We start from the raw sequence: 22743 nt of genomic DNA, 5'->3' as shown, positions 1-22743 counted from the left end.
CGGCTCTCTTTCGTCGCGCTCCCCAACGACGAACGTCGCATCACTCACACCGCCCCGCCCCACCCGGCGCAACAGTGAGGCGGACAACGCGGAAGCCCCGTAGGTCGATGACCTACGGGGCTTCCGTCTGGTGCGCGAGGGGGGAGTTGAACCCCCACGCCCTTGCGGGCACTGGAACCTGAATCCAGCGCGTCTGCCTATTCCGCCACCCGCGCATTGGGTGTGCTCCGGGCTCCCTCACCTTTCGGTGCGATCGCCTGGCGACATCTGAAGATTAGCACGTCGCAGACGGTGGATTCACATCCGTTGTTTGACCCCCTCCGCGAACGAACAGGGACACAGGGAGCGGAGGAGCAAGGGAGAAGGACGCAGGGAGGGAGACGGGAGGGAGACGCGATGGAGACGGGATGGAGGCGCGAGGAAAGGGGAGAAAGGGACGAGGAAGGGACGGGCGGCCGAGGACGGGGAGAAGCGGCCGGGCGAAGAGAAGACGAAGAGTGGACGGGTAACGGGAGGAACGGGACGGACCGACCCCACCGCCCGGCCCCACTCCTCCTGCTTGCTCCCCGGGTGCGGGACACTGTCCAGGGGCCGCCTCTACGATCCGTGGGGAAGGTCTGTGAGAGGTGACACTCGTCCACAGGGCAGAGAAGGGGAACCAGCCGATTTCCCGACGCGTGGATACGATCAGTAAGCAGTACCAGGACGACAACGACGGAGGAGGTGCCCCATGGGAGTCCTGAAGCGTTTCGAACAGCGGCTCGAAGGTCTGGTCAACGGCACCTTCGCCAAGGTCTTCAAGTCCGAGGTCCAGCCCGTCGAGATCGCGGGCGCTCTCCAGCGTGAGTGCGACAACAACGCGACGATCTGGAACCGCGAGCGGACCGTCGTCCCCAACGACTTCATCGTCGAGCTGAGCACGCCGGACTTCGATCGCCTCAGCCCGTACTCGGGCCAGCTCGGTGACGAGCTCGCCGGTCTGGTCCGCGACTACGCGAAGCAGCAGCGGTACACCTTCATGGGGCCGATCAAGGTCCACCTGGAGAAGGCCGACGACCTCGACACCGGTCTGTACCGGGTCCGCAGTCGCACGCTCGCGTCGAGTTCGTCACAGCAGCAGTCCCCCTCCGCGGGCCCCCAGCCGGGCGGCCACGCGCCGGGCGGCTACGGCTACCCCCCGGTCGGCGCTCCGCCGATGCCCGCGGCCCCGCCGCCGGGCGCGGCCGGCCAGCGGCCCGGCCACACGCCCGGCCAGGCGCCCTCCGTCGGCCGTCCCGCGGCCGGTGGCCCCGGCCCCATGCCTGCCTCCGGCGCACAGGTGCGCCGGTGGATCGAGATCAACGGCACCCGCCATCAGATCTCCCGCCCGACTCTGGTCCTTGGCCGCAGCACCGACGCGGACGTGAGGATCGACGATCCCGGCGTCTCCCGCCGGCACTGCGAGATCCGGACCGGAACGCCCTCGACGATCCAGGATCTCGGGTCCACCAACGGCATCGTGGTGGACGGGCAGCACACCACCCGCGCTACGCTCCGCGACGGCTCGCGGATCGTCGTGGGCAGCACCACCATCGTTTACCGGCAAGCCGAAGGGTGAAGCGGGGGCAATGTCAGAGCTGACCCTGACGGTCATGCGGCTGGGTTTCCTGGCCGTTCTGTGGCTGTTCGTGATCGTGGCCGTCCAGGTCATTCGCAGCGACCTGTTCGGCACGCGTGTCACGCAGCGCGGTTCGCGCCGCCAGGACGCCCGTCCGCAGCAGAACGCGCGCCAGGCGGCCCAGCCGCCGCAGCAGCGCGGACAGCAGAACGGGGGCGGCGGCCGCCAGCGCCGCGGCGCCCCGACCAAACTCGTCGTCTCCGAGGGGACGCTGACCGGCACGACGGTCGCCCTGCAGGGGCAGACCATCACGCTCGGGCGCGCCCACGACTCGACGATCGTGCTGGACGACGACTACGCCTCCAGCAGGCACGCCAGGATCTACCCGGACCGGGACGGCCAGTGGATCGTCGAGGATCTCGGGTCCACCAACGGCACGTATCTCGACCGGACCCGTCTCACCACCGCCACGCCGATTCCGCTGGGCGCGCCGATCCGCATCGGCAAGACCGTCATCGAGCTGCGGAAGTAGTGCTACGTCATGAATGAGCGCGAGCGGAGCGAGCGGGCCGGGACGGACCGCGCGGCGGACCGTCAGGCCCGGGCCACGTCCCGGCACGGGCTCCCGACCGGAGGGTGGGCAGTGTGGCTCGAGACCGGCTGTACCCCGAGGCAGCGGCGACAGGGCAGGTGCGCATGAGCCTGTCACTGCGCTTCGCCGCCGGGTCGCACAAGGGCATGATCCGCGAGGGCAACGAGGACTCCGGCTACGCCGGTCCGCGGCTGCTCGCCATCGCCGACGGCATGGGCGGCCAGGCCGCCGGTGAGGTCGCCTCCTCCGAGGTGATCTCGACGCTGGTCACCCTCGACGACGACGTGCCCAGCTCCGACATCCTCACCTCCCTCGGCGCCGCGGTGCAGCGCGCCAACGACCAGCTGCGGCTGATGGTCGAGGAGGACCCCCAGCTGGAGGGCATGGGCACGACGCTCACCGCCCTGCTGTGGACGGGCCAGCGCCTCGGTCTCGTGCACGTCGGCGACTCGCGCGCCTACCTCCTGCGGGACGGGGTGCTCACGCAGATCACCCAGGACCACACGTGGGTGCAGCGGCTCGTCGACGAGGGCCGGATCACCGAGGAAGAGGCCACGACGCACCCGCAGCGCTCGCTCCTGATGCGCGCGCTCGGCAGCGGCGACCACGTCGAGCCGGATCTGTCGATCCGTGAGGTCCGGGCCGGCGACCGCTATCTGATCTGCTCCGACGGGCTGTCCGGAGTCGTCTCCCACCAGACGATGGAAGACACCCTCGCCAGCTACCAGGGCCCGCAGGAGACCGTGCAGGAGCTGATCCAGCTCGCGCTGCGCGGCGGCGGCCCCGACAACATCACGGTGATCGTCGCCGACGTCCTCGACGTCGACGGCGGCGACACCCTCGCCGGACAGCTCAGCGACACCCCGGTCATCGTCGGCGCGGTCGCCGAGAACCAGGTGCAGCAGTCCGACGGCGGCGCGATGCAGACCCCGGCCGGCCGGGCCTCCGGCCTGGGCCGCACGGGGCCGCACCAGCAGCCCGGCGGTCAGCCGCCCCAGGGCTTCGGTCCGCCCGGCAGTGGAGACGACCACGAGTACGGCGGGATGCCGCCGCAGGGCTCGTTCGGGCAGTACACGGACGAGGACTTCGACAAGTACGAGAAGTTCGAGAAGCCGCGCACCGGCCTGAAGTGGCTGAAGCGGATCTTCTTCCTGTCCCTGGCGCTCGCGGTGGTCGGCGGCGGTCTGTACGGCGGCTACCGCTGGACGCAGACGCAGTACTACGTCGGCTCCAAGGACCAGCACGTCGCGCTCTACCGGGGCATCAGCCAGGACCTGGCGTGGGTCTCGCTCTCGGACGTGGAGAAGGACCACCCCGAGATCGAACTCAAGTACCTCCCGCCCTACCAGCGGAAGCAGGTCGAGGAGACCATCGCCGGCGGCAGCCTCGGCAAGGCCGAGACGAAGATCGCGGAGCTCTCGGCGCAGGCCTCGGCCTGCAAGAAGACCGAGCAGCGCCGTGAGGCCGCCGAGAAGGCCGCCGACCAGGCGAGCAAGCCGCCCGCCGACGGTTCGACCCCCGACTCCAAGCCCACCACAGCCGCTCCCTCCCCGGGCCCCACCCTCACGGAGGACGAGCAGAAGCTGGCCTCGAACTGCGGCAAGCAGTAAGCACCCGTAGGGGGCCTTTCACCACCATGAGCGTTGTCACCAACACGACCACCATCGGCGCGATCGAGGCGCCGAGCCGCCGGAACACCGAGCTGGCGCTGCTCGCGTTCGCCGTCGTCATCCCGGTCTTCGCGTACCTCAACGTCGGCCTGGCGATCGACGGCGAGGTGCCCTCCGGCATGCTCGGCTACGGCCTCGGCCTCGGCCTGCTCGCCTCCGTCGCGCACCTCGTGGTGCGCAAGTTCGCCCCGTACGCCGACCCGCTGCTGCTGCCGCTCGCGACGCTGCTGAACGGTCTGGGCCTGGTGCTGATCTGGCGCCTCGACCAGTCGCCGCGCATCATCGCCCGGTACAAGACGTTCAGCCCGGACGCGCCGAACCAGATGCTGTACTCGGCGATCGGCATCGCCATGTTCGTGGGCGTGCTGCTGATCCTGAAGGACCACCGCGTCCTGCAGCGCTACACGTACATCTCGATGGTCGCGGCGCTCGTCCTGCTGCTGCTGCCGCTGGTCCCGGGCCTCGGCGCGGACGTCTTCGGCGCCAAGATCTGGATCAGCGTCGGCGGGTTCTCCATCCAGCCCGGTGAGTTCGCCAAGATCGTCCTGGCGGTCTTCTTCTCCGGCTATCTGATGGTCAAACGCGATGCGCTGGCCCTGGCCAGCCGCCGCTTCATGGGCCTCTACCTGCCGCGCGGGCGTGACCTCGGCCCGATCCTGACGATCTGGGCCGTCAGCCTCCTCATCCTGATCTTCGAGAACGACCTCGGTACGTCGCTGCTGTTCTTCGGCATGTTCGTGATCATGCTGTACGTGGCGACGGAGCGGACCAGCTGGATCGTCATGGGTCTGCTGATGTCCGTCGCCGGCGCCGTCGGCGTGGCCTCGTTCGCCGGACACGTCCAGTCCCGTGTGGCCGCGTGGAGCGACCCCTTCGGATGCCTCAAGACGGCTCCCGAGGGATCGAACATGGCCGCCGCCTGTGACCAGATGTCCCAGGTGCTGATGTCGTTCGGTTCCGGCGGCATCCTCGGCACCGGCCTCGGCCAGGGCAACTCGGACCTGATCGGCTTCGCCGCCAACTCCGACTTCATCTTCGCCACCGTCGGCGAGGAGCTCGGTCTGACGGGCGTGATGGCCTTCCTGCTGCTGTACGGCCTGATCATCGAGCGCGGCGTCCGCACCGCCCTCGCGGCCCGAGACCCGTTCGGCAAGCTGCTCGCCATGGGCCTCTCCGGCGCGTTCGCGCTGCAGATCTTCGTCGTCGCCGGTGGTGTGATGGGGCTCATCCCGCTGACCGGTATGACGATGCCGTTCCTCGCGTACGGCGGTTCCTCCGTGATCGCCAACTGGGCCCTGATCGGCATCCTGATCCGGATCAGCGACACCGCGCGCCGCCCCGCGCCCGCCCCCGCACCGTCCCCCGACGCCGAGATGACCCAGGTGGTCCGTCCGTGAACAAGCCCCTGCGCCGGGTCGCGATCTTCTGCGGCCTGCTGGTCCTCGCCCTGCTCATCCGGGACAACTGGCTGCAGTACGTCCGCGCCGACGAGCTGAACGCGCACCCGCGTAACAAGCGGGTGCAGATCGAGCGGTACGCCAACGAGCGCGGCAACATCATCGTGGACGGCAAGCCGATCACGGGCTCGATCGACTCCCAGGACCCGTACTACCGCTTCAAGCGCACCTACACGGACGGCCCGATGTGGGCGCCGGTGACCGGCTACGCCTCGCAGGCGTACGACGCCAACCAGATCGAGAAGATCGAGGACGGCATCCTCACCGGCAACGACGACCGGCTCTTCTTCGACCGCACCCTGTCGATGTTCACGGGTGACAAGAAGAAGGGCGGCAATGTCGTCACGACGCTGAGCGGCGCCGCTCAGAAGGCCGCCTTCGAGGGCCTCGGCAACAAGACGGGCGCGGTCGTCGCCATCGAACCGAAGACCGGCAAGATCCTCGCCCTCGCGTCCACTCCGTCGTACGACCCCTCGACCTTCGCCGGCTACTCCGCGAAGGACGAGAAGGCCTGGGTCGCCCTGGAGAACGACAAGAACAAGCCGAAGCAGAACCGTGCGCTGCGCGAGATCTACCCGCCCGGCTCCGTCTTCAAGGTCGTCACGGCGGCCGCGGCGCTGGAGAACGGCAAGGTCACGGACATCAACGCGCCGACGGACACGCCGGAGCCGTACAACCTCCCGCTCACCCGGGTTCCCATGAAGAACCACGCCCGTGGCTGTGAGAACGCCAGCCTGAACCAGGCGCTGGAGGTCTCCTGCAACTCGGTCTTCGCCAAGCTCGGTGACGAGGTCGGCCTGGAGAAGATGACGGAGATGGCGGAGAAGTTCGGCTTCAACGCCGAGCAGTTCACGCCCGTCCGCTCGGCCGCCTCGGTCTACGACAAGGACATGGAGCGAAGCGAGAACGCGCTCTCCTCCATCGGCCAGTTCAACACCGCGACCACCCCGCTCCAGATGGCCATGGTCACGGCCGCGATCGCCAACGACGGCAAGCTGATGAAGCCGTACATGATCGACAAGCTCGAGTCCCCGAACGTCGACGTGCTCAAGCAGAACGAGCCGGAGGAGATGAGCCGCCCGGTCTCCGCGGAGACCGCGCAAAAGCTCCAGCAGATGATGGAGAACGTCGTCAGCGACGGCACCGGCGGCAACGCCGACGTCAAGATGGACGGCGTGAAGGTCGGCGGCAAGACGGGTACGGCCCAGCACGGCGAGAAGAACGCCAAGCGTCCCTACGCCTGGTTCATCTCGTACGCGAAGACCGACCAGGGCTCCCCGGTCGCGGTGGCCGTCATCGTCGAGGACGCCGCGGGCACGGACCGCCAGGACATCTCCGGTGGTGGCCTCGCCGCACCGATCGCCAAGGACGTGATGAAGGCGGTACTGAAGAGCAGGAGCTGACCTTGCGGCCTGGCACCGGCCAGGTACCGGTCAGGTATCAGGTAGCGGTCACGGGCGGATCGCCCTCCCGTGGCCGGTAGCCTTTGCGCGAACAGCACACCGCCGGACCACACACGGGTGCGGTCGGGACAGACGGAGAGGGCTGGATCAGTTATGGAAGAGCCGCGTCGCCTCGGCGGCCGGTACGAGCTGGGCTCGGTGCTCGGCCGTGGTGGCATGGCAGAGGTCTACCTCGCCCACGACACCCGGCTCGGCCGCACCGTCGCCGTGAAGACGCTGCGGGCCGACCTCGCCCGCGACCCGTCCTTCCAGGCCCGGTTCCGCCGTGAGGCCCAGTCGGCCGCCTCGCTCAACCACCCTGCGATCGTCGCGGTCTACGACACCGGCGAGGACATGGTGTACGACGGCGGCGCCGGCGCGGGCTCCGGGGTCTCCATCCCGTACATCGTGATGGAGTACGTCGACGGCTCGACCCTCCGTGAGCTGCTGCACTCCGGGCGCAAGCTGCTGCCCGAGCGGACGCTCGAGATGACCGTCGGCATCCTCCAGGCGCTGGAGTACTCCCACCGCGCCGGCATCGTGCACCGCGACATCAAGCCGGCGAACGTCATGCTGACGCGCACCGGCCAGGTCAAGGTCATGGACTTCGGCATCGCGCGCGCCATGGGCGACGCGGGCATGACCATGACGCAGACCGCCGCGGTGATCGGCACGGCCCAGTACCTCTCCCCGGAGCAGGCCAAGGGCGAGCAGGTCGACGCCCGCTCCGACCTGTACTCCACCGGCTGCCTGCTGTACGAGCTGCTGACCGTCCGGCCGCCGTTCGTCGGCGACTCCCCGGTCGCGGTCGCCTACCAGCACGTACGGGAGGAGCCGCAGCCGCCGAGCAACTTCGACCCCGAGATCACGCCCTCGATGGACGCCATCGTCCTGAAGGCGCTGGTCAAGGACCCCGACTACCGCTACCAGTCCGCCGACGAGATGCGCGCCGACATCGAGGCCTGCCTCGACGGCCAGCCCGTCGCGGCTGCCGCGGCGATGGGCGCGGCGGCGTACGGCGGCGGTTACGGCAACGGCTACGGCGGCTACGCCCCGGACGACCAGCCGACGACCGCGCTGCGCCAGACCGACGCGGCGGGCCAGACGTCCATGCTGCCGCCGATGAACCCGGACGACGGCGGCTACGGCTACGACGACCGCCCGGACCGCCGCCGTCAGAAGAAGTCGAACACCTCGACGATCCTGCTGGTCCTCGCGGGCATCCTGGTGCTGGTCGGCGCGATCCTCATCGGCCGCTCGATCTTCGACACCGAGAAGGATCCGCAGCAGGTGACGGTCCCCTCCTTGGTCGGTCACACGATGGCGGAGGCCAACAACGCGGCGCTCAACGCCCAGGTGAAGGTCGTCCAGTCGAGCACCGACCGGTGCGAGCAGCCGAAGGGCAAGATCTGCAGCCAGACGCCGGCGGCCGACGGCACGGCGAAGATGACCGTCGGTGAGACGATCTCCGTCGTCGTCTCCGAGGGCGCGCCGCAGATCGAGGTCCCGGACGTGCTGGAGAAGTCCCAGGAGAGCGCGGAGCAGCTCCTGAAGGACAAGGGCTTCAAGGTCGTCGTCAAGCAGGAGGAGTCCGACGAGGACCCGGGCAAGGTTCTGAAGCAGAACCCGACGGGCGGCTCCAAGGCGGAGCAGAACTCCGAGGTCACGATCACGGTGGCGAAGCAGGGGAAGTCGCTGCTGCCCGACGTCACCGGCCGTAACGTCGACCAGGCCATCCAGGACCTCAAGACGCTCGGCTTCGAGAACGTCGCCCGCCAGGACGAGGACTCGCAGCAGCCCGCCGGCACGGTCCTCGGGATGACGCCGAACGGCAACACCAACCAGCCCAAGGACGTCCAGATCACGCTGAGGGTCTCGAAGGGCCCGCAGCAGACGCAGACGACCATTCCGACGGGTCTGACGGGCAAGAAGTTCGACGAGGTGAAGGCGCAGCTGGAGGCCCTGGGCCTGGTCGTGCAGCAGCAGGGCTCGGACAAGGGCGACGCCACGGTCTTCGGCACGAACCCGCCGGAGGGCAGCCAGGTCACCACCGGGCAGACCGTCACGGTCTTCACGACCGGTGGTGGCGGCGACGGCAACGGCAACAACGGCGGCAACGGCGGCGGCTTCTTCGACTAGTCGGCAGGGCGCCGGCGATCAGTCGGCAGGCCTGCGACTGGTCGGCAGTTCCTCGGCCTGAAGCCGCAGCCGCGAGCACACAAGGGGAGAGCCCCGGCATCCGGAAGGATGCCGGGGCTCTCCGCGTACCCGCCCGGGTCAGCGCAGTTCGGCCGGCGGTGTGCGCTCGGCGTCGACCTTCTCCGTGCGGACCAGCTCGCCCCAGACGATGTAGCGGAAGTCCGAGGTGTACATCGGCGTGCAGGTCGTCAGCGTGATGTAGCGGCCCGGCTTCGACTTGCCCGATTCCTTCGGGACCGGCTGGAGGACGTCCACGTTGTACTTCGTCGTCTCCGGCAGGCTCTTGTAGACCTTGTAGACGAACCAGGTGTCCTTGGTCTCGAAGACGATCGAGTCGCCGTTCTTCAACTTGTGGATGTTGTGGAACTTCGCCCCGTGCCCGTCGCGGTGCGCGGCAAGCGTGAAGTTGCCCTGCTTGTCCTGGGGGAGGGCGGACTTGACCGGCTCCGTGTAGTAGCCGGCGACACCGTTGTTCAGCGTCTTGCTGTCGGTGCCCTTCTTCACGAGTATCTCGTCGCCGCCCATCTTCGGGACGTGCAGGAAGCCGATGCCGTCCTTGGTGTCCAGGGCGCCGGGGCCGGCCGCCCACTGGTCGCGGACCTGGTCGCCGTCCTTGTCGGCGGCCCGGTCGGCCAGGACGTTCGTCCACCACAGGGAGTAGACGACGAAGAGACCGAGCACCAGGCCCGCGGTGATGAGGAGTTCACCGAAGACACTGATGACTCCGGCGATCCAGTTGCGCGCACGTGCCACTGCGTCGTCCTGTCCTGAGGTGTGGGGTCGTTCGTCGATCGGCTCTCAGCCTAGGAGCGCGTCCGGCTTTCCCTTGCTGCGCGGGCGTTCCTCGACCATCTTGCCCCACACGATCATGCGGTACGTACTGGTGAATTCGGGCGTACACGTCGTCAGCGTGATGTAGCGTCCCGGCTCCTTGAAGCCGGACTGCTTGGGCACCGGGTCGATCACCGCGACGTTCGACGGCGCCGTCTGCGGGAGGATGCTGGCCATCTCGTACGTGTAGTACGCGTCCTGCGTCTCCACGACGATCGGGTCGCCGGGCTTCAACTGGTTGATGTACCGGAACGGTTCGCCGTGCGTGTTGCGGTGCCCGGCCACCGCGAAGTTGCCCTGCTTGTCGCCGGGCATCGCCGTCTTCAGCGTGCCCTCGCTGTAGTGGCCCACCATGCCCCGGTCCAGGACCTTGGGCTTGCTGATGCCCTCGGCGACCGGGACGACCACGTCCAGCTTGGGGATGTACATGATGGCGAAGCCCTGTCCCGGCTCGAAGGCGCCCGGCGCCCTGCCCTTGGTCCAGGCGTCCTCGATCTGCCCCTTGGCCTGGTTCGCCTGCTGGTCGGCGCGTACGTTCGTCCACCACAGCTGGTACGTGACGAAGAGCAGCATCACGACGCCGAAGGTGATGAACAGCTCGCCCACGACCCGGCTGGCGACGACGCCGACGCTGTCCTTGGCCGCGCGCGCGGCGCGCCGGGCCTCGACGCGGGACATCGGCGCGGCGGGCGTGGCGGGGCCCTCGGCGTGCGGCGCGGACGCCGGTCCACCACGGCGGCCCTTCCCCTTGCCCTTGGCGGCGCGTCGGCGTTCGGCCCTGCCGGGGCCGGGAAGCGGCGTCACGGGCGTCTCAGGCGCCCCGGAGGACTCCACCGTCCGCAGGGCCATCGTCTCGTCCCGAGGCTCGTACGGGGCCTCGTAGGCCTCCTGCGGCGCTTCGTACGGACTCTCGGGGGCCGGCGCGGGGCCACCGACCGGGTCCGGTACGGCCCCGGCGTCCGGTATCGGCTCGTACGCGTACTCCTGCTGGTACGCGTACGCCGGGTCCTCGTGGACCGGCGCCTCGTACCCCGCCACGGGCCCCGGTATCGCCTGCGTCTGCGGCGGTACGGGCTCCTGCTCCTCTTCCGGCAGGTTCGTCGCCCGGAACCACGGCGACCCCGCCGTCACGCGACGGCCTTGCCCACCACCGGCGCGAGCCCCGCCGACCGGCCCACCGCCCCCTTGTCGCCGCACCGCTCCAGCCAGTTGGCGAGCATCAGGTGGCCGTGCTCCGTGAGCACCGACTCGGGGTGGAACTGCACACCTTCGACCGCGAGTTCGCGGTGGCGCAGGCCCATGATGATGCCGTCCTCCGTGCGCGCCGTGACCTCCAGCTCGGCCGGCAGCGCCGCGGGCTCGGCGGCCAGCGAGTGGTAGCGGGTCGCCGTGAACGGCGACGGCAGGCCCGCGAAGACCCCCTGGCCCTCGTGCGTGACCAGCGAGGTCTTGCCGTGCAGCAGCTCGGGGGCGCGGTCGACGACACCGCCGTACGCCACGGCCATCGACTGCATGCCCAGGCAGACACCGAAGACCGGCACCCCGGTCGCCGCGCAGTGGCGCACCATGTCGATGCAGACACCGGCCTGTTCGGGCGCGCCCGGACCGGGCGAGAGCAGGACGCCGTCGAAGCCGTCCTGGGCGTGGCTCAGCTCGACCTCGTCGTTGCGCAGCACCTCGCACTCGGCGCCGAGCTGGTAGAGGTACTGAACGAGGTTGAAGACGAAGCTGTCGTAGTTGTCGACGACGAGAATCCGCGCGCTCACTGGCCGTCCACCGTCACATCGTTGAACGGAAGCAGAGGCTCCGCCCAGGGGAACACGTACTGGAAGAGGGCGTACACGACTCCCAGGACGAGGACGAGCGAGATGATGCCCCGGACCCACGCGTTGCCCGGCAGATGCCGCCAGATCCAGCCGTACATGACGTCCACTGCCCCTTCCGTTCGTTACGGGCACCAGAGTACGGGTCCGAAGGATCGTTGAGGGGTCAGCCCGCCAAAGCCGGTGGCTTGCCCTGCGTCACAGGCTGGGTGGCGTCGAGGTGCGCCCAGACGATCAGCCGGTGGCTGCTGCCCCATTCCGGCTCGCAGGTGGTGAGGGTGAGATAGCGCCCCGGACCGTCGAAGCCGGACCTGCGCGGGACGGGGTCGATCACGCCGACGTCGGTGGGGACGGTCCGGTACGGGGCGCGTTCGACGCGGTACGTGAACCAGGTGGTGCCGTCGGTGAGGACGACCGCGTCACCCGGCCGCAGCCGGGGGAAGTCCTTGAACGGATCTCCGTACGTGCGCCGGTGGCCGGCGACGGAGAAGTTGCCGGTCTCACCGAGGCGGGCGGTGGCGGCGTAGTGGCCGAGGCCCTTCTTGAGGACGGCCGGGGACGTGCCCTCCAGGACGGGCCACTCCCAGTCCTTGCCGAGCCGGGGGACGTACATCACGGCGATGCCCCGGCCGGCCGTGTACGGCTTCGGAGCCGGCGGTGCCGGGGCGGTGTCGGCCACCGGGCGGTCCACCCACTGCCGTTCCAGGGTGTCGATCTGCCCGGCGCTCGCGCTCTGGGCCTGCACGCCGGTCCAGAACATGAGGTACCCGACGAAGAGGACGATCAGGGTCCCGACGGTGAGGCACAGCTCGCTGAACGTCCTGACGATCAGCCGCATCGGGTCCCCCAGGCGTCAGCTCACCGGCTTCGCGTAGTGGAGATCCACTGTGCCGGAGTAGCCGGGAAGAGTCACCGCCTTGTGCTCGTCGACTTTCCAGCCGAGCCCGTAGGCCTTCACGTACAGCTGGTAGTTCTGCACGGCCGGCGAAGCGGCGAGCGCCTTGGCCAGCTTTCCCCGGTCACCCACGGCGGTGATCTTGTACGGCGGTGAGTAGACCCGTCCCTGGAGGATCAGGGTGTTGCCCACGCAGCGCACGGCGCTGGTCGAGATGAGCCGCTGGTCCATGACCTTGATGCCCTGGGCGCCGCCCTGCCAGAGCGCGTTCACGACCGCCTGGAGGTCCTGCTGGTGGATGACGAGGTCGTTGGCCTGCGGCTCGGGGTAGCCGGGGGCGGCCTGGGCGTTCGGCGGGGCGTCGTTGAGGGTGACGGTGAGGCCCGCCCCGGACGTCTCGGTGGTCCCGGCGGCCGCCTCCAGGGCGTGCAGCCGCTTGTCCTCGGCGCTCGTGGAGCCGTCGTCGCGGGCGGCGAGGGAGTCGACCTGGTCACGCAGGGCGGCGGTGGACTCGTCCAGGCCGGCGTTCTTGTGGCTGCGCTCCTGGATCAGGTCGGAGAGCCTGAGGAGGGAGGCGTCGGTCCGGATGTTCGTGCCCTTCGCGGTGTTGAAGCTGGTCACGAAGATGAGCCCGGCGAGCGCGAAGACAGCAGCGGTGAGCACCCGGACGGGGCGCCACCTGGTGGGTCGACCCGGCCCGGGGGAAGAGTCGGCAGAATTGCTCAACGTACCCTGATCCCCTTCGGTGCCGTGGAAGCACTACGCTAACGGACGCCCGGGGGACGCAGTGGTCCTCCTACGTCACCCAGCCGTCCCACCCCGGCGCCAGCCACAGTTCCCTGCGCGGTCACGCAGCGCATCGACAGGAGAGTCCCTCGTGCCGAAGTCACGTATCCGCAAGAAGGCCGACTTCACGCCCCCGCCCGCCAAGCAGGCCACCAACATCAAGCTGACCAACCGCAGCTGGGTGGCTCCGGTGATGCTGGCGCTGTTCCTGATCGGGCTCGTGTGGATCGTCGTCTTCTACGTCACCGACGGCTCGCTGCCGGTGAAGTCCCTCAACAACTGGAACATCGTGGTGGGCTTCGGGTTCATCGCGGCCGGGTTCGGCGTCTCCACGCAGTGGAAGTAGCGGGCGCCCGACGCGCCCGTCAAGCCTTGCCCTGAACTTATCCACAGCGTTGTGCACAGCACTGGATAACTTACGAAGATCTGTGGATAACTCAGGCCGGGTTGACGCCGGTGTGACTGCGGCGGCGCCGCCCGGCATCCACGACGCCCCTCGCTCCTGCTGGAAAAGGCCAGCTCAGGAGCGGGGGGCGCGGTCGTTCTCCACGAGGTGCACAAGATCCACCACGCACTGTGGATAACTCTGGGGAAAGCTTCGCCAGAAGCTCGTCCACAGCCCTCGTCGCTCAGGTGAGCGCGGCTGAGCGAGCCAGGACCATGCCCAGATCGATCAGGAGCACCAGTCCACAGGCGCCGTACTGCACGACGTTCCGCCGGGCCTTCGGCGCGTGCAGCAGACCGTAGGCCACCAGCGCTCCGCCGACGAGTCCGCCGATGTGCGCCTCCCAGGAGATCCCGGGTCGGGTGAAGGTCAGCAGCAGCGACAGAGCGACGAAGAGGGCCACCGGCCGCATGTCGTACCGCTGTCGCCGGGTGAGGACCGCCCAGGCTCCGATCAGGCCGAAGACGACGCCGGAGGCGCCCAGCGAGGCCTGGTTCGGCGCGGCCACCGCATAGGCGAGGGCGGAGCCGGAGAGTCCGGAGAGCAGACAGAGCGCGGCGAACCGGATCCGGCCGAGCTCCGGTTCGACGATGCCGCCGATGACCCAGAGTCCCAGCATGTTGAAGACGAAGTGCGCGACCTCCTGGTGGAGGAAGGTCGAGGTCAGCAGCCGGTACCACTCTCCGTCGGCAACCCCCACCACCTCGCCGAGCGGCGGGCTGAAGGCGTAGCCGATCAGCGACAGCTCGTCCACGACCCGGTCGCCGGCCACCTGGACGGCGATGAAGAGGGCGAGGTTGATCGCGATGAGGATCTTGGTGACGAGACGTCCGTCCGACGCGACCCGGCCGCCGGCGAGCGTCCGGGGCTGGTTGGCGTCGGGCGCGTGCCCCGTGCCGGAGCCGCCGCGCACACAGTCCGGGCACTGGAAGCCGACGGACGCCGAGACCATGCACTGCGGGCAGATCGGCTTGTCGCAGCGGGTGCAGCGGATGCCTGTCTCGACGTCCGGATGGCGGTAACAGCGCGGCAGGCCGGACTGCGGCTCCATGGAGGTCCCTCCCGAGGAGATGGGGCGGCGAGGCAGCGCCCCGCCTTACCTGTACGGACGGGCGGAGCGGAAAGGTTCCCTGATCGACCGGCGGGGCGGCCGGCCCGGTCGACGGGGACGGGCCGGCGGGCCCGGTCGGCCAAGGTGGGCCGAGGGGTCAGCTCGGCGGTACGGCGGGGGTGCGGGTCTCGATGAGGACCGACTCCAGGACCACGTCGTCCAGCGGCCGCTTGGTGTTCGGGTTGACCGGCACCGACGCGATCGCGTCGACGACCTTCCTGCTCTTCGCGTCGAGGACCTCGCCGAAGATCGTGCGCTTGCGGTTCAGCCAGGTCGTCGCGCCGACGGTGATGAAGAACTGCGAGCCGTTGGTGCCCGGCCCGGCGTTGGCCATGGCCAGGAGATAAGGACGGTCGAAGAAGAGCTCCGGGTGGAACTCGTCGGCGAACTCGTAGCCCGGTCCGCCCGTGCCGTTCCCCAGCGGGTCCCCGCCCTGGATCATGAAGCCCTCGATGACCTGGTGGAAGACGGTGCCGTCGTACAGCCGGTCCGCGGCGACCTTGCCGGTCGCCGGGTGCGTCCACTCCCGCTCGCCCCGGGCGAGTTCGGTGAAGTTCCTGACCGTGTGGGGGGCGTGGTCCGGCAGCAGCCGGATCTCGATGTCACCCCTGCTGGTCCTGAGAGTGGCGTAGAGCTGCTCGGCCACGGCCCGCCTTCCCGTAAGTCTGCACACTGACGCGCATCGCATCCTCGCACGGAAGCGTCGTGGGTATGCCCCGGATGCCCGCCCCGCATGCCGGACCGCGATCGGGCAGGCATGATTTCGAAAAGGGTGGAAAGGCGAAAAAGCGACACCACCGAGTAGGAGGATCCCGTGACCCGGATGGACAGCGTGCGCGCGGCGACCGATTCGGCCAAGGACAGCGTGCTGCACGCCGCGGAAGTGGTGGCGCCCTATGCGGACACGGCCAAGGAGCAGGCCGCTCAGTACGCCGGCACAGCCAAGGACCAGGCCGCGCGCTATGCGCACGAGGCACGTGTCCGGCTCGGGCCGAAGGTCTCACAGGCCGCTCAGCAGGCCCGTAAGCAAGCTCGTGTGCAGTACCGATGCCATGTCGCACCTCATGTACCGCCGCGGGTCGACGACGCCGCGCATCGCGCCGCGCAGGTCACCCGCAAGGCCGCCCGTCAGGCGGCCGACTACACCGTTCCGCGTGTCGAGCAGGCGGTGGCCGCCACCGGTCCCGTTCTCGACGAGGCCGGATCGCGTTCGGTGGCCGCCTGGGCCGCGCTGCGCGGTCAGGTGACACCGAGGGAGATCGAGAAGCTCGTGCGCAAGCACGAGCGCCGTGCCAGGGCCGGACGTGTCGCCACGGGACTCGCTGTCCTGGGCGTGGTGGCCGCCGGCGCGTTCTGTGCGTGGAAGTGGTGGGACAAGCAGGCCAACCCGGACTGGCTGGTCGAACCGCCCGCTCCTACCGAGGTCGATGAGAGTCTCGCGGAACCGTCGTCCCGGACCTCGCCGCTGTCGTCCGTCGACGGCAGTGGAGCTCTCGATCCCGAGGTGGAGGCCAAGGAGGCCGAAGCCGAGGGGGAGGTGGACCCGGATCGCGACGAGCGTCGCTGACGGGGGCTTCCTCCGCGTACGGGTGGCGTGCGGCGGTGGACGTGGGGAGGAGCGACTCGACTCCCCGCGCCCTAGGCCGCCGCGGCGAGCGCCAGGCCCGACAGCTCCGTCTGGTCCGCGAGCGTCGTCTCGGTCGGGGCGTCGGCGCGCAGGTGGCGTACGGAGGGCGAGGAGTTGTGCGCCTCGGCGCCGATGCGCTGCTTGATGGTGGGCGGCAGCGAGCGCTCGCGCACCGTGGTGGGCCACTGATACGCGGCCCGTTGGGCCGGTACGGAGACGGCGCTGCGCGCTCCGGCCGGGGCGGGGGCGGCGGCCGGCTCCTCCGGCTGCTGGACGGCGGGGGCCTGCGCGGCGGCGGCGGTGGACGCCAGGCCGACGGAGGCGAGCAGGGCGAAGAGTACGGAGATGAAGGCGGTCCAGAACTGCTTGACCTTGGCGGTGGCCATGGCCCCTCGCTTTCGTGACGTGGTGCTCAAGACGGTCGTGGTGTTCGTCAGGTTCTCGGATGGTTCATTTTGGATTGCGCGTTTTTCGTACATTCCTCATGATGGGGACGCGGATCCGGATGTCCCGGAGCGACGCCGTCCGCGCGCAGTTCTTCCGATGAACACCACTCGTCCGGCTCAATGCGCGCCGAGCAGCTCCGTCGCGCCCCGTGCCGCGGGCGCCTGCGTGCGGGACCGCTCGGCCCAGCGCACGGCGGGCCCGGTGACCGCCCCGACCAGCAGGAAGATCCCGCCGAGCACCAGCCAGCCGGGCGCGCCCCAGGTGACCAGAAGCGCCGTGACCAGGAACGGGCCGAGGGTCCGCGCCACGGGGACGCCGGTGCCGTAGAAGCCCTGGTACTGGCCGATCCGGCCCGCGGGCGCGAGGGCGAACCCGATCTGCCAGGAACCCGCGGAGTGGCGCATCTCGGCGACCACCTGCAGCGCCACGCCGAGGACGAGGACACCCACGGTCGTCCACGGCCCGAGGCCGGCGGCCGTCGCGGCGAAGACGGCGCACGAGGCGAGCATGACGACACCGGCCCGGCCCACCGCGCGCGTGGCCTGGGGAAGGCCGGTGACCTTCCGCGCCGTCCGCACCTGGAAGAGCATCACGACACCGGTGTTGAGGACGAAGAGCGCCGACACGATCCAGCCGGGCGCCGCGGTGCGCTGCACGATCCACAGCGGCAGGGCGAGGCTGAGCAGCGGCAGCCGCAGCAGCATCAGCGCGTTGAGGAGGGTGAGCAGCGCGTACGGGCGGTCGCGGAGCACCGCCAGGCGCGGCTCGCCGACGGCCGCCGCCGGGGCGGGTGCCACACAGGGCAGTCCGCGCAGCAGCAGGGCGCAGACCAGGAAGCCGACCGCGTCCAGCGCGAAGACGGAGAGGTATGCGGTGCGCGTGCCGGCGTGCAGGGCGAGCCCGCCCAGGCCCGCGCCGATGGCGAGCCCCGCGTTGAGGGTGGACTGCAGCCTTGCCAGTACCTCCGTACGGGCCGAGGGTTCGACGAGCCCGGCGAGCAGCGCCTGGCGGGCGGCGGCGAGGCCGCTCTGGGCGGTGGCGTACACGGCGGCGGCGACGAGGAACGGCACGAAGGAGCGGATGAGGAGGAACGAGGCGACGGCCGCAGCCGTGGCGAGGGCGAGCAGGACGGCGGTGGTGCGCGGTCCGCGCCGGTCGGCGAGGTGCCCGAGCCAGACTCCCGCGACCGATCCGACGGCCCAGGCGAGGGTGAGGCCGATGCCGATCCGGGCGGCGGACAGGCCGACGATCTGGCTGAAGTAGAGGGCGGAGGTGACGTAGAAGGCGCCGTCGCCGATCGCGTTGCTCAGCTGGGCGAGGAGCAGCGCGCGGGGAGCCCGGGAAGCCTGCGGTACCGGGGAGGAAGGGTTCGCCATGGACACGACGCTAGGGCCCGGTGGCCCAGCGGGGCAGGTCCAATGCGGCCCCCTGATCGTGGGCCAATCAAGGGGCGCACGACAGGGTCGACGGGGCACGGACAAAAGCCCCTCCGCGCCGCGTTTCCACGGCTCGGAGGGGCTTGTCCGGTGGAGCCTAGGGGAGTCGAACCCCTGACATCTGCCATGCAAAGACAGCGCTCTACCAACTGAGCTAAGGCCCCGGAACGAGAACAGAGTACCGGGTCACCCCCTCTTTCCCGCAAAAGGATTGGGACTCCCGGTCGGCGACCACGCTCCGTAAGATGCTGATCGAGGTTCGCAGTGGCGAACCTAAGGGATGGGGAGACGTAATGGACGCAGTGCAGCAAGAAGCCACGGCAAGAGCCCGCGAGCTTCAGCGCAGTTGGTACGGAGAGCCGCTGGGGGCGCTCTTCCGTCGACTGATCGACGATCTCGGCCTCAATCAGGCCCGGCTCGCGGCTGTGCTCGGACTGTCGGCACCCATGCTCTCCCAGCTGATGAGCGGCCAGCGAGCCAAGATCGGCAACCCGGCCGTCGTCCAGCGTGTCCAGGCTCTGCAGGAGCTCGCCGGCCAGGTCGCCGACGGCAGTGTCAGCGCCGCCGAGGCCACCGACCGCATGGACGAGATCAAGAAGTCCCAGGGCGGCTCCGTGCTCACCGGCACCAGCCAGACCACCACCAGCTCCGGTGCGCCGACCGTGCGCCGGGTGGTCCGCGAGATCCAGTCGCTGCTGCGCTCGGTCGCGGCCGCCGGCGACATCATCGATGCGGCCGACTCCCTCGCCCCCGCCCACCCGGAACTGGCAGAGTTCCTCCGGGTGTACGGCGCCGGGCGCACCGCCGACGCGGTCGCCCACTACGAGTCGCACCAGAACTGACGCAGAGCAGCCGGTCCGGCGTCCACTGCCGGCCCGACGAGGCACGACGGGGAGCGGGCGCAGCGCAATGGGTGAGGTCTTCGCTGGTCGGTACGAACTGGTCGACCCGATCGGACGGGGCGGTGTCGGAGCGGTCTGGCGGGCGTGGGACCACCGGCGCCGCCGGTACGTGGCGGCCAAGGTGCTCCAGCAGAGCGACGCCCACACGCTGCTCCGCTTCGTCCGGGAGCAGGCCCTCCGGATCGACCACCCCCACGTCCTCGCCCCGGCCAGCTGGGCCGCCGACGACGACAAGGTGCTGTTCACCATGGATCTGGTGGCCGGCGGGTCTCTGGCGCACGTCATCGGCGACTACGGCCCGCTGCCGCCGCGCTTCGTCTGCACCCTGCTGGACCAGCTGCTCTCCGGACTTGCCGCGGTGCACGCGGAGGGGGTCGTGCACCGCGACATCAAGCCGGCGAACATCCTGCTCGACGTCACCGGAACCGGGCGGCCGCATCTGCGGCTGTCCGACTTCGGCATCTCGATGCGCAAGGGCGAGCCCCGCCTCACGGAGACCAACTACGTGGTGGGGACGCCCGGTTACTTCGCGCCCGAGCAGATGCTCGGCGCGGAGCCGGACTTCCCGGCCGACCTCTTCGCCGTCGGCCTGGTCGCGCTCTATCTGCTCCAGGGCCAGAAGCCGGACTCCCGGGCCCTGATCGAGTACTTCATGACGCACGGGACGCCGGGAGCCCCGCAGGGGATCCCCGAGCCGCTGTGGCAGGTCCTGGCCGGCCTGCTCCAGCCGGACCCGCAGGCCCGCTTCAAGACGGCCACGGGCGTACGCAAGGCGCTGACCGCGGCGATCGAGATGCTGCCCGAGCCCCGCCCGGACGAGGAGCCGGTCGAGGTCTTCGACCAGATCGGCCCGCTGCCCGCCGGCTTCGGCCCGAACGGCCCCGAGACTCCGGCCCCCAAGGACCCGGCCCCACAGCCCCAGGCCCCGGCCGCGCCCCCACACACGCCGACCGCCGCTCCCGTGGACGTACCACCACACCCCCACCAGGGTCCGGAGCAGGCACCGGATCAGCCCCAGCGGCCCCTGCCGAGCCCTTCAGAGACGGGCAGCTTCCACCTGCCCCCGCCGCCCGCACAGCCGGCCCCCGCCTCCTCCGCCCACGCGGGCTCCCCCCTTCCCGCCGCCACGGACTTCGCCCACCCCCCGACGGCCGCGGTGTCGCGCCCCCACGCCTCCACGGTTCAGTACACCGCTCAGGCCGGACAGGTTCCCACCCAGCCGGCACCCTCCGTCCTCGCGGCGGCCCCGGCAAAGCGACCGGGACCGCCCCCGAAGGTGGCGGTCCCGGTGCTGTTCCTCGCGCTGGTCTGCTTCGCCGTCGGCATCTGGGCGCTCACCCAGACCTGACCGGCGCGGCTACCAGGCCGTCGGCGGCCCGAACTGCGGCGGCCCGCCCTGCGGTCCACCCTGTGACGCGCCCCGCGCCGCGTCCCTCCTGGCCTGTCGCCGCCCCGCGAGGGTCCAGACGCCGAGCCCGACGAGCAGCACCGTTCCGGCGCCGAACCCGGCCGCCGCGACCAGGACCATGCCGTCGTCCGTCTGCGCCTCGGCCCCGCTCGCCCCGCTGGCGGCCGCGTCCCGGTCGTCGGCGGTGACCTTGAAGGGGCCCGCGTCACCGTCGTACGCGGGGCCCGCCTTCGCCGTCCCGGTGACGTTCACCCGCAGGATCAGCGGCACCGGCTTGTCCCCGTACTCCTTGACGATCTCCGGGCTGAGCGTCGCCGTCAGGTAGTACCAGCCCGCGAACCGCAGGGCGTTGGTGTAGCTGTTGGAGGCGTAACGGTTCTCGAAGGCGACCGGCCGGTGCGGGTCGAGCGCCAGCGTGGCCGGCTTGCCGTCGTAGCTGACGGTGTCCTGGTCGACATGGCCGCGGGCCGGGTTGTCGAGCGAGAGCACCAGCGCGTTGGGTACGTACCCGGTGGCGCCGGTGGGGCTGCTGCCGAGCTCCGCGCTGGCGAAGATCTGCTGCCCCCAGTCGACGGGCACCCGGTAGAAGAGCGTCTGACCGGGCTTGATGTCGGCGCGCCACTCGCCCTGGCGCAGCGAGGTGGCGTCGTGGAAGCCGGCGCCGCCCTGCCGCTTCTGCGGCCCGCCCGTCGGCGGCGGGGGTGTGGCGGAGGGCCAGTTCTCGGGGAGTGTGGTCGGGCCGGTCTGCTTCACGCCCGGCTCGGGGACGTACCGGATCTCCAGTTCCCAGTCGTCGGGCGTGGTGACGGCCTTCGAGGTCCGCTCGACCAGCACGTAGTAGGCGCCCGCCTGCTGGCAGGTGGAGCTGTCGGCCTCGATCGTGCGGTGGGCGTACGCGGCGAGCGGCCGGGTGAAGGCGGCCGACTCGAAGGTGGAGTCCTGGTAGCCGCATTGCGCGCCGGAGCCGTCCTGCAGGGTCACCTTGATGCCGTCGCCGTACTCCGGCTTGCCGCCGGGCTTCGGCACGGCCACCACGGAGACGTACGCGTTCTTCTTGTCGTCGAGGTCGACCCGGTAGTAGAGCTTGCCGTCCTTCTTGATGGCGTCCCGGTAGCTCTGACCCGCCGTCAACTGCCGTGCGTCCGCACTGGTGGCGGCGCCCTTGATCGGCTCGGCACCACCGTCGAACCCGTACGGACCCTCACCGGCCGCCCACGCCGTTCCGGGGAGCGCCGAGGCCGTGAGCACGGCCGCGCACACCGTCGCGCCCAGCGCCGCCGCCCAACGCCGACCCGCCCGAGGCGAACCGCCGGCCCCGTCCGCCCGAACCCCCACGCGCTGCGTCTTCACGCGCCTCTCCTCGTGTCTGTCGCTGTCCCGCCCCGTACGCGCCTCACGAGGAACACGGCCCCCGCGATCCGTACGACCGTTGCGCCGCCCGCTCCGGCGGCCTCGGTGACGGCCCATCCTGCCCCGCCCGTCCCGCCGCTGTCTCGGGCCCCGTGGACTCCACAGCGACCTCGATCCGCAGGAGGATCGTGACTCCCGAGTCAGATTTTGCTCTCGCAACGTAGTGATTTGCTCGGGTGAACTCAAGAGTGTCGTCGTCACGGTCCTGGAACAGCGCCCGAACCCCCGGAACAGCGCGAAGCCCCGGCCGCTGGAACGCGGCCGGGGCTTCGCCCTCAAGCAATGTGCGACTCAGACACCCGAACCTGCGGGCACGGAGTCGGTCGCCTCCGTCCACAGATCCTGCTCGGCGCGATCCGCCTGGATCTGGCGGTACACGAGGAGCCCGCCGATGGCGGCCAGTGCGACCAGGAGAAGCTTCTTCACCGCGCGACCTCGTCTTTCGTTGACGTAGGAGACTTCTGACGCCCACTCTACACATGGACCGATACCGATCGGTGACCTAGGCCGGGCACGTCCCGCCAAAAGCAATCGGCCCGAACGGGTGAACCGTCCGGGCCGATCTTCGATGTGGGGCTAACAGGATTTGAACCTGTGGCCTCATCCTTATCAGGTCGATCATGGGGATTCCGGGACCTCGCCCAACACGCTCCGCGCGTCGTCTG

General features: G+C 70.0%; 22 protein-coding genes and 2 tRNA genes. 10 read left to right on the top strand and 14 right to left on the bottom strand.

Annotated features, from left to right (window positions below):
- Positions 1-128 precede the first annotated feature (128 nt).
- Positions 129-215, bottom strand: a tRNA-Leu gene (locus tag ACWF79_RS27745).
- A 515-nt stretch (positions 216-730) separates the two neighbouring features.
- Between ACWF79_RS27745 and ACWF79_RS27740 the strand changes: the two genes are divergently transcribed.
- The 6 genes from ACWF79_RS27740 (at position 731) to pknB (ending at position 8897) form a co-directional block, all read left to right on the top strand.
- Positions 731-1597: an FhaA domain-containing protein gene (locus tag ACWF79_RS27740; protein WP_453730887.1), complete on the top strand. Its 867-nt coding sequence runs from the start codon at positions 731-733 to the stop codon at positions 1595-1597.
- A gap of 10 nt (positions 1598-1607) precedes the next feature.
- On the top strand, positions 1608-2129 hold the full coding sequence (locus ACWF79_RS27735; RefSeq protein WP_453730886.1) for an FHA domain-containing protein FhaB/FipA: 522 nt from the start codon (positions 1608-1610) through the stop codon (positions 2127-2129).
- 164 nt (positions 2130-2293) lie between these two features.
- Positions 2294-3799, top strand: a complete 1506-nt coding sequence (locus ACWF79_RS27730; RefSeq protein WP_453730885.1) for a Stp1/IreP family PP2C-type Ser/Thr phosphatase — start codon at positions 2294-2296, stop codon at positions 3797-3799.
- A gap of 26 nt (positions 3800-3825) precedes the next feature.
- Positions 3826-5256: an FtsW/RodA/SpoVE family cell cycle protein gene (locus tag ACWF79_RS27725; RefSeq protein ID WP_453730884.1), complete on the top strand. Its 1431-nt coding sequence runs from the start codon at positions 3826-3828 to the stop codon at positions 5254-5256.
- On the top strand, positions 5253-6719 hold the full coding sequence (locus tag ACWF79_RS27720; RefSeq protein WP_453730883.1) for a peptidoglycan D,D-transpeptidase FtsI family protein: 1467 nt from the start codon (positions 5253-5255) through the stop codon (positions 6717-6719). The genes ACWF79_RS27725 and ACWF79_RS27720 overlap by 4 nt, the downstream gene beginning before the upstream one ends.
- A gap of 153 nt (positions 6720-6872) precedes the next feature.
- Positions 6873-8897, top strand: coding sequence for a Stk1 family PASTA domain-containing Ser/Thr kinase (pknB, locus tag ACWF79_RS27715; protein ID WP_453730882.1), 2025 nt, complete (start codon positions 6873-6875; stop codon positions 8895-8897).
- A 138-nt stretch (positions 8898-9035) separates the two neighbouring features.
- On the opposite strand, the gene ACWF79_RS27710 is transcribed toward pknB, so the two are convergent.
- Genes ACWF79_RS27710 through ACWF79_RS27685 form a run of 6 tightly spaced genes read right to left on the bottom strand, consistent with a single transcriptional unit; the run spans position 9036 to position 13232 of the window.
- Positions 9036-9710 (bottom strand): class E sortase, encoded by a 675-nt coding sequence (locus tag ACWF79_RS27710; protein ID WP_453730881.1) that lies wholly within the window; start codon positions 9708-9710, stop codon positions 9036-9038.
- 45 nt (positions 9711-9755) lie between these two features.
- Positions 9756-10919, bottom strand: coding sequence for a class E sortase (locus ACWF79_RS27705; RefSeq protein ID WP_453730880.1), 1164 nt, complete (start codon positions 10917-10919; stop codon positions 9756-9758).
- Entirely contained in the window at positions 10916-11554 is a 639-nt protein-coding gene (locus tag ACWF79_RS27700) for an aminodeoxychorismate/anthranilate synthase component II (RefSeq protein ID WP_453730879.1), read from the bottom strand. Before ACWF79_RS27700 ends, ACWF79_RS27705 begins: the two co-directional genes overlap by 4 nt.
- A complete protein-coding gene (locus tag ACWF79_RS27695; protein WP_361600656.1) occupies positions 11551-11721 on the bottom strand; it encodes a hypothetical protein in 171 nt (56 codons plus the stop codon). Before ACWF79_RS27695 ends, ACWF79_RS27700 begins: the two co-directional genes overlap by 4 nt.
- Positions 11722-11777: 56 nt before the next feature.
- Entirely contained in the window at positions 11778-12449 is a 672-nt protein-coding gene (locus tag ACWF79_RS27690; RefSeq protein WP_453730878.1) for a class E sortase, read from the bottom strand.
- Positions 12450-12464: 15 nt separating this feature from the next.
- Entirely contained in the window at positions 12465-13232 is a 768-nt protein-coding gene (locus ACWF79_RS27685; protein ID WP_453730877.1) for a DUF881 domain-containing protein, read from the bottom strand.
- A 151-nt stretch (positions 13233-13383) separates the two neighbouring features.
- Between ACWF79_RS27685 and crgA the strand changes: the two genes are divergently transcribed.
- Positions 13384-13638: a cell division protein CrgA gene (gene crgA, locus ACWF79_RS27680; protein ID WP_362005428.1), complete on the top strand. Its 255-nt coding sequence runs from the start codon at positions 13384-13386 to the stop codon at positions 13636-13638.
- 283 nt (positions 13639-13921) lie between these two features.
- On the opposite strand, the gene ACWF79_RS27675 is transcribed toward crgA, so the two are convergent.
- Positions 13922-14788 (bottom strand): rhomboid family intramembrane serine protease, encoded by an 867-nt coding sequence (locus ACWF79_RS27675; protein WP_453730876.1) that lies wholly within the window; start codon positions 14786-14788, stop codon positions 13922-13924.
- 157 nt (positions 14789-14945) lie between these two features.
- Entirely contained in the window at positions 14946-15494 is a 549-nt protein-coding gene (locus tag ACWF79_RS27670; RefSeq protein WP_453730875.1) for a peptidylprolyl isomerase, read from the bottom strand.
- Between the two features lie 168 nt (positions 15495-15662).
- Here ACWF79_RS27670 and ACWF79_RS27665 point away from each other — a divergent pair, with 168 nt between their 5' ends.
- On the top strand, positions 15663-16415 hold the full coding sequence (locus ACWF79_RS27665) for a DUF5324 family protein (RefSeq protein ID WP_453730874.1): 753 nt from the start codon (positions 15663-15665) through the stop codon (positions 16413-16415).
- A gap of 71 nt (positions 16416-16486) precedes the next feature.
- Here ACWF79_RS27665 and ACWF79_RS27660 read toward each other — a convergent pair whose 3' ends face one another.
- The 3 genes from ACWF79_RS27660 to ACWF79_RS27650 form a co-directional block, all read right to left on the bottom strand.
- Positions 16487-16861, bottom strand: a complete 375-nt coding sequence (locus tag ACWF79_RS27660; protein WP_453730873.1) for a DUF6344 domain-containing protein — start codon at positions 16859-16861, stop codon at positions 16487-16489.
- Positions 16862-17038: 177 nt separating this feature from the next.
- Positions 17039-18298 (bottom strand): MFS transporter, encoded by a 1260-nt coding sequence (locus ACWF79_RS27655; RefSeq protein WP_453730872.1) that lies wholly within the window; start codon positions 18296-18298, stop codon positions 17039-17041.
- Between the two features lie 151 nt (positions 18299-18449).
- Positions 18450-18522: transfer RNA gene (locus ACWF79_RS27650), tRNA-Ala, on the bottom strand.
- 129 nt (positions 18523-18651) lie between these two features.
- Between ACWF79_RS27650 and ACWF79_RS27645 the strand changes: the two genes are divergently transcribed.
- Positions 18652-19200: a helix-turn-helix domain-containing protein gene (locus ACWF79_RS27645; RefSeq protein WP_362005411.1), complete on the top strand. Its 549-nt coding sequence runs from the start codon at positions 18652-18654 to the stop codon at positions 19198-19200.
- A 67-nt stretch (positions 19201-19267) separates the two neighbouring features.
- The gene (locus ACWF79_RS27640; protein ID WP_453730871.1) at positions 19268-20608 is read left to right on the top strand and encodes a protein kinase domain-containing protein; all 1341 of its coding nucleotides are present in this window, start codon (positions 19268-19270) and stop codon (positions 20606-20608) included.
- Positions 20609-20617: 9 nt separating this feature from the next.
- Here the strand turns inward: ACWF79_RS27640 and ACWF79_RS27635 are convergent, their stop codons facing one another.
- Both ACWF79_RS27635 and ACWF79_RS27630 read right to left on the bottom strand, forming a co-directional pair.
- Positions 20618-21940, bottom strand: a complete 1323-nt coding sequence (locus ACWF79_RS27635; protein WP_453730911.1) for a hypothetical protein — start codon at positions 21938-21940, stop codon at positions 20618-20620.
- 429 nt (positions 21941-22369) lie between these two features.
- Entirely contained in the window at positions 22370-22504 is a 135-nt protein-coding gene (locus ACWF79_RS27630) for a DLW-39 family protein (protein ID WP_003958712.1), read from the bottom strand.
- Positions 22505-22743 lie beyond the last annotated feature (239 nt).

The organism is Streptomyces sp. NPDC054975 (assembly GCF_053609105.1).
The sequence above is the reverse complement of the archived record's forward strand: the minus strand, read 5'-3'. Positions and strand labels throughout refer to the sequence as shown.

What these genes read in the sequence shown, in the direction of transcription:
- ACWF79_RS27640 (WP_453730871.1), top strand. Translation starts at nt 19,268, where the DNA reads ATGGGTGAGGTCTTCGCTGGTCGGTACGAACTGGTCGACCCGATCGGA.
- ACWF79_RS27645 (WP_362005411.1), top strand. Translation starts at nt 18,652, where the DNA reads ATGGACGCAGTGCAGCAAGAAGCCACGGCAAGAGCCCGCGAGCTTCAG.
- ACWF79_RS27725 (WP_453730884.1), top strand. Translation starts at nt 3,826, where the DNA reads ATGAGCGTTGTCACCAACACGACCACCATCGGCGCGATCGAGGCGCCG.
- ACWF79_RS27660 (WP_453730873.1), bottom strand. Translation starts at nt 16,861, where the DNA reads ATGGCCACCGCCAAGGTCAAGCAGTTCTGGACCGCCTTCATCTCCGTA.
- ACWF79_RS27690 (WP_453730878.1), bottom strand. Translation starts at nt 12,449, where the DNA reads ATGCGGCTGATCGTCAGGACGTTCAGCGAGCTGTGCCTCACCGTCGGG.
- ACWF79_RS27740 (WP_453730887.1), top strand. Translation starts at nt 731, where the DNA reads ATGGGAGTCCTGAAGCGTTTCGAACAGCGGCTCGAAGGTCTGGTCAAC.
- ACWF79_RS27675 (WP_453730876.1), bottom strand. Translation starts at nt 14,788, where the DNA reads ATGGAGCCGCAGTCCGGCCTGCCGCGCTGTTACCGCCATCCGGACGTC.
- ACWF79_RS27730 (WP_453730885.1), top strand. Translation starts at nt 2,294, where the DNA reads ATGAGCCTGTCACTGCGCTTCGCCGCCGGGTCGCACAAGGGCATGATC.
- ACWF79_RS27735 (WP_453730886.1), top strand. Translation starts at nt 1,608, where the DNA reads ATGTCAGAGCTGACCCTGACGGTCATGCGGCTGGGTTTCCTGGCCGTT.
- ACWF79_RS27655 (WP_453730872.1), bottom strand. Translation starts at nt 18,298, where the DNA reads ATGGCGAACCCTTCCTCCCCGGTACCGCAGGCTTCCCGGGCTCCCCGC.
- pknB (WP_453730882.1), top strand. Translation starts at nt 6,873, where the DNA reads ATGGAAGAGCCGCGTCGCCTCGGCGGCCGGTACGAGCTGGGCTCGGTG.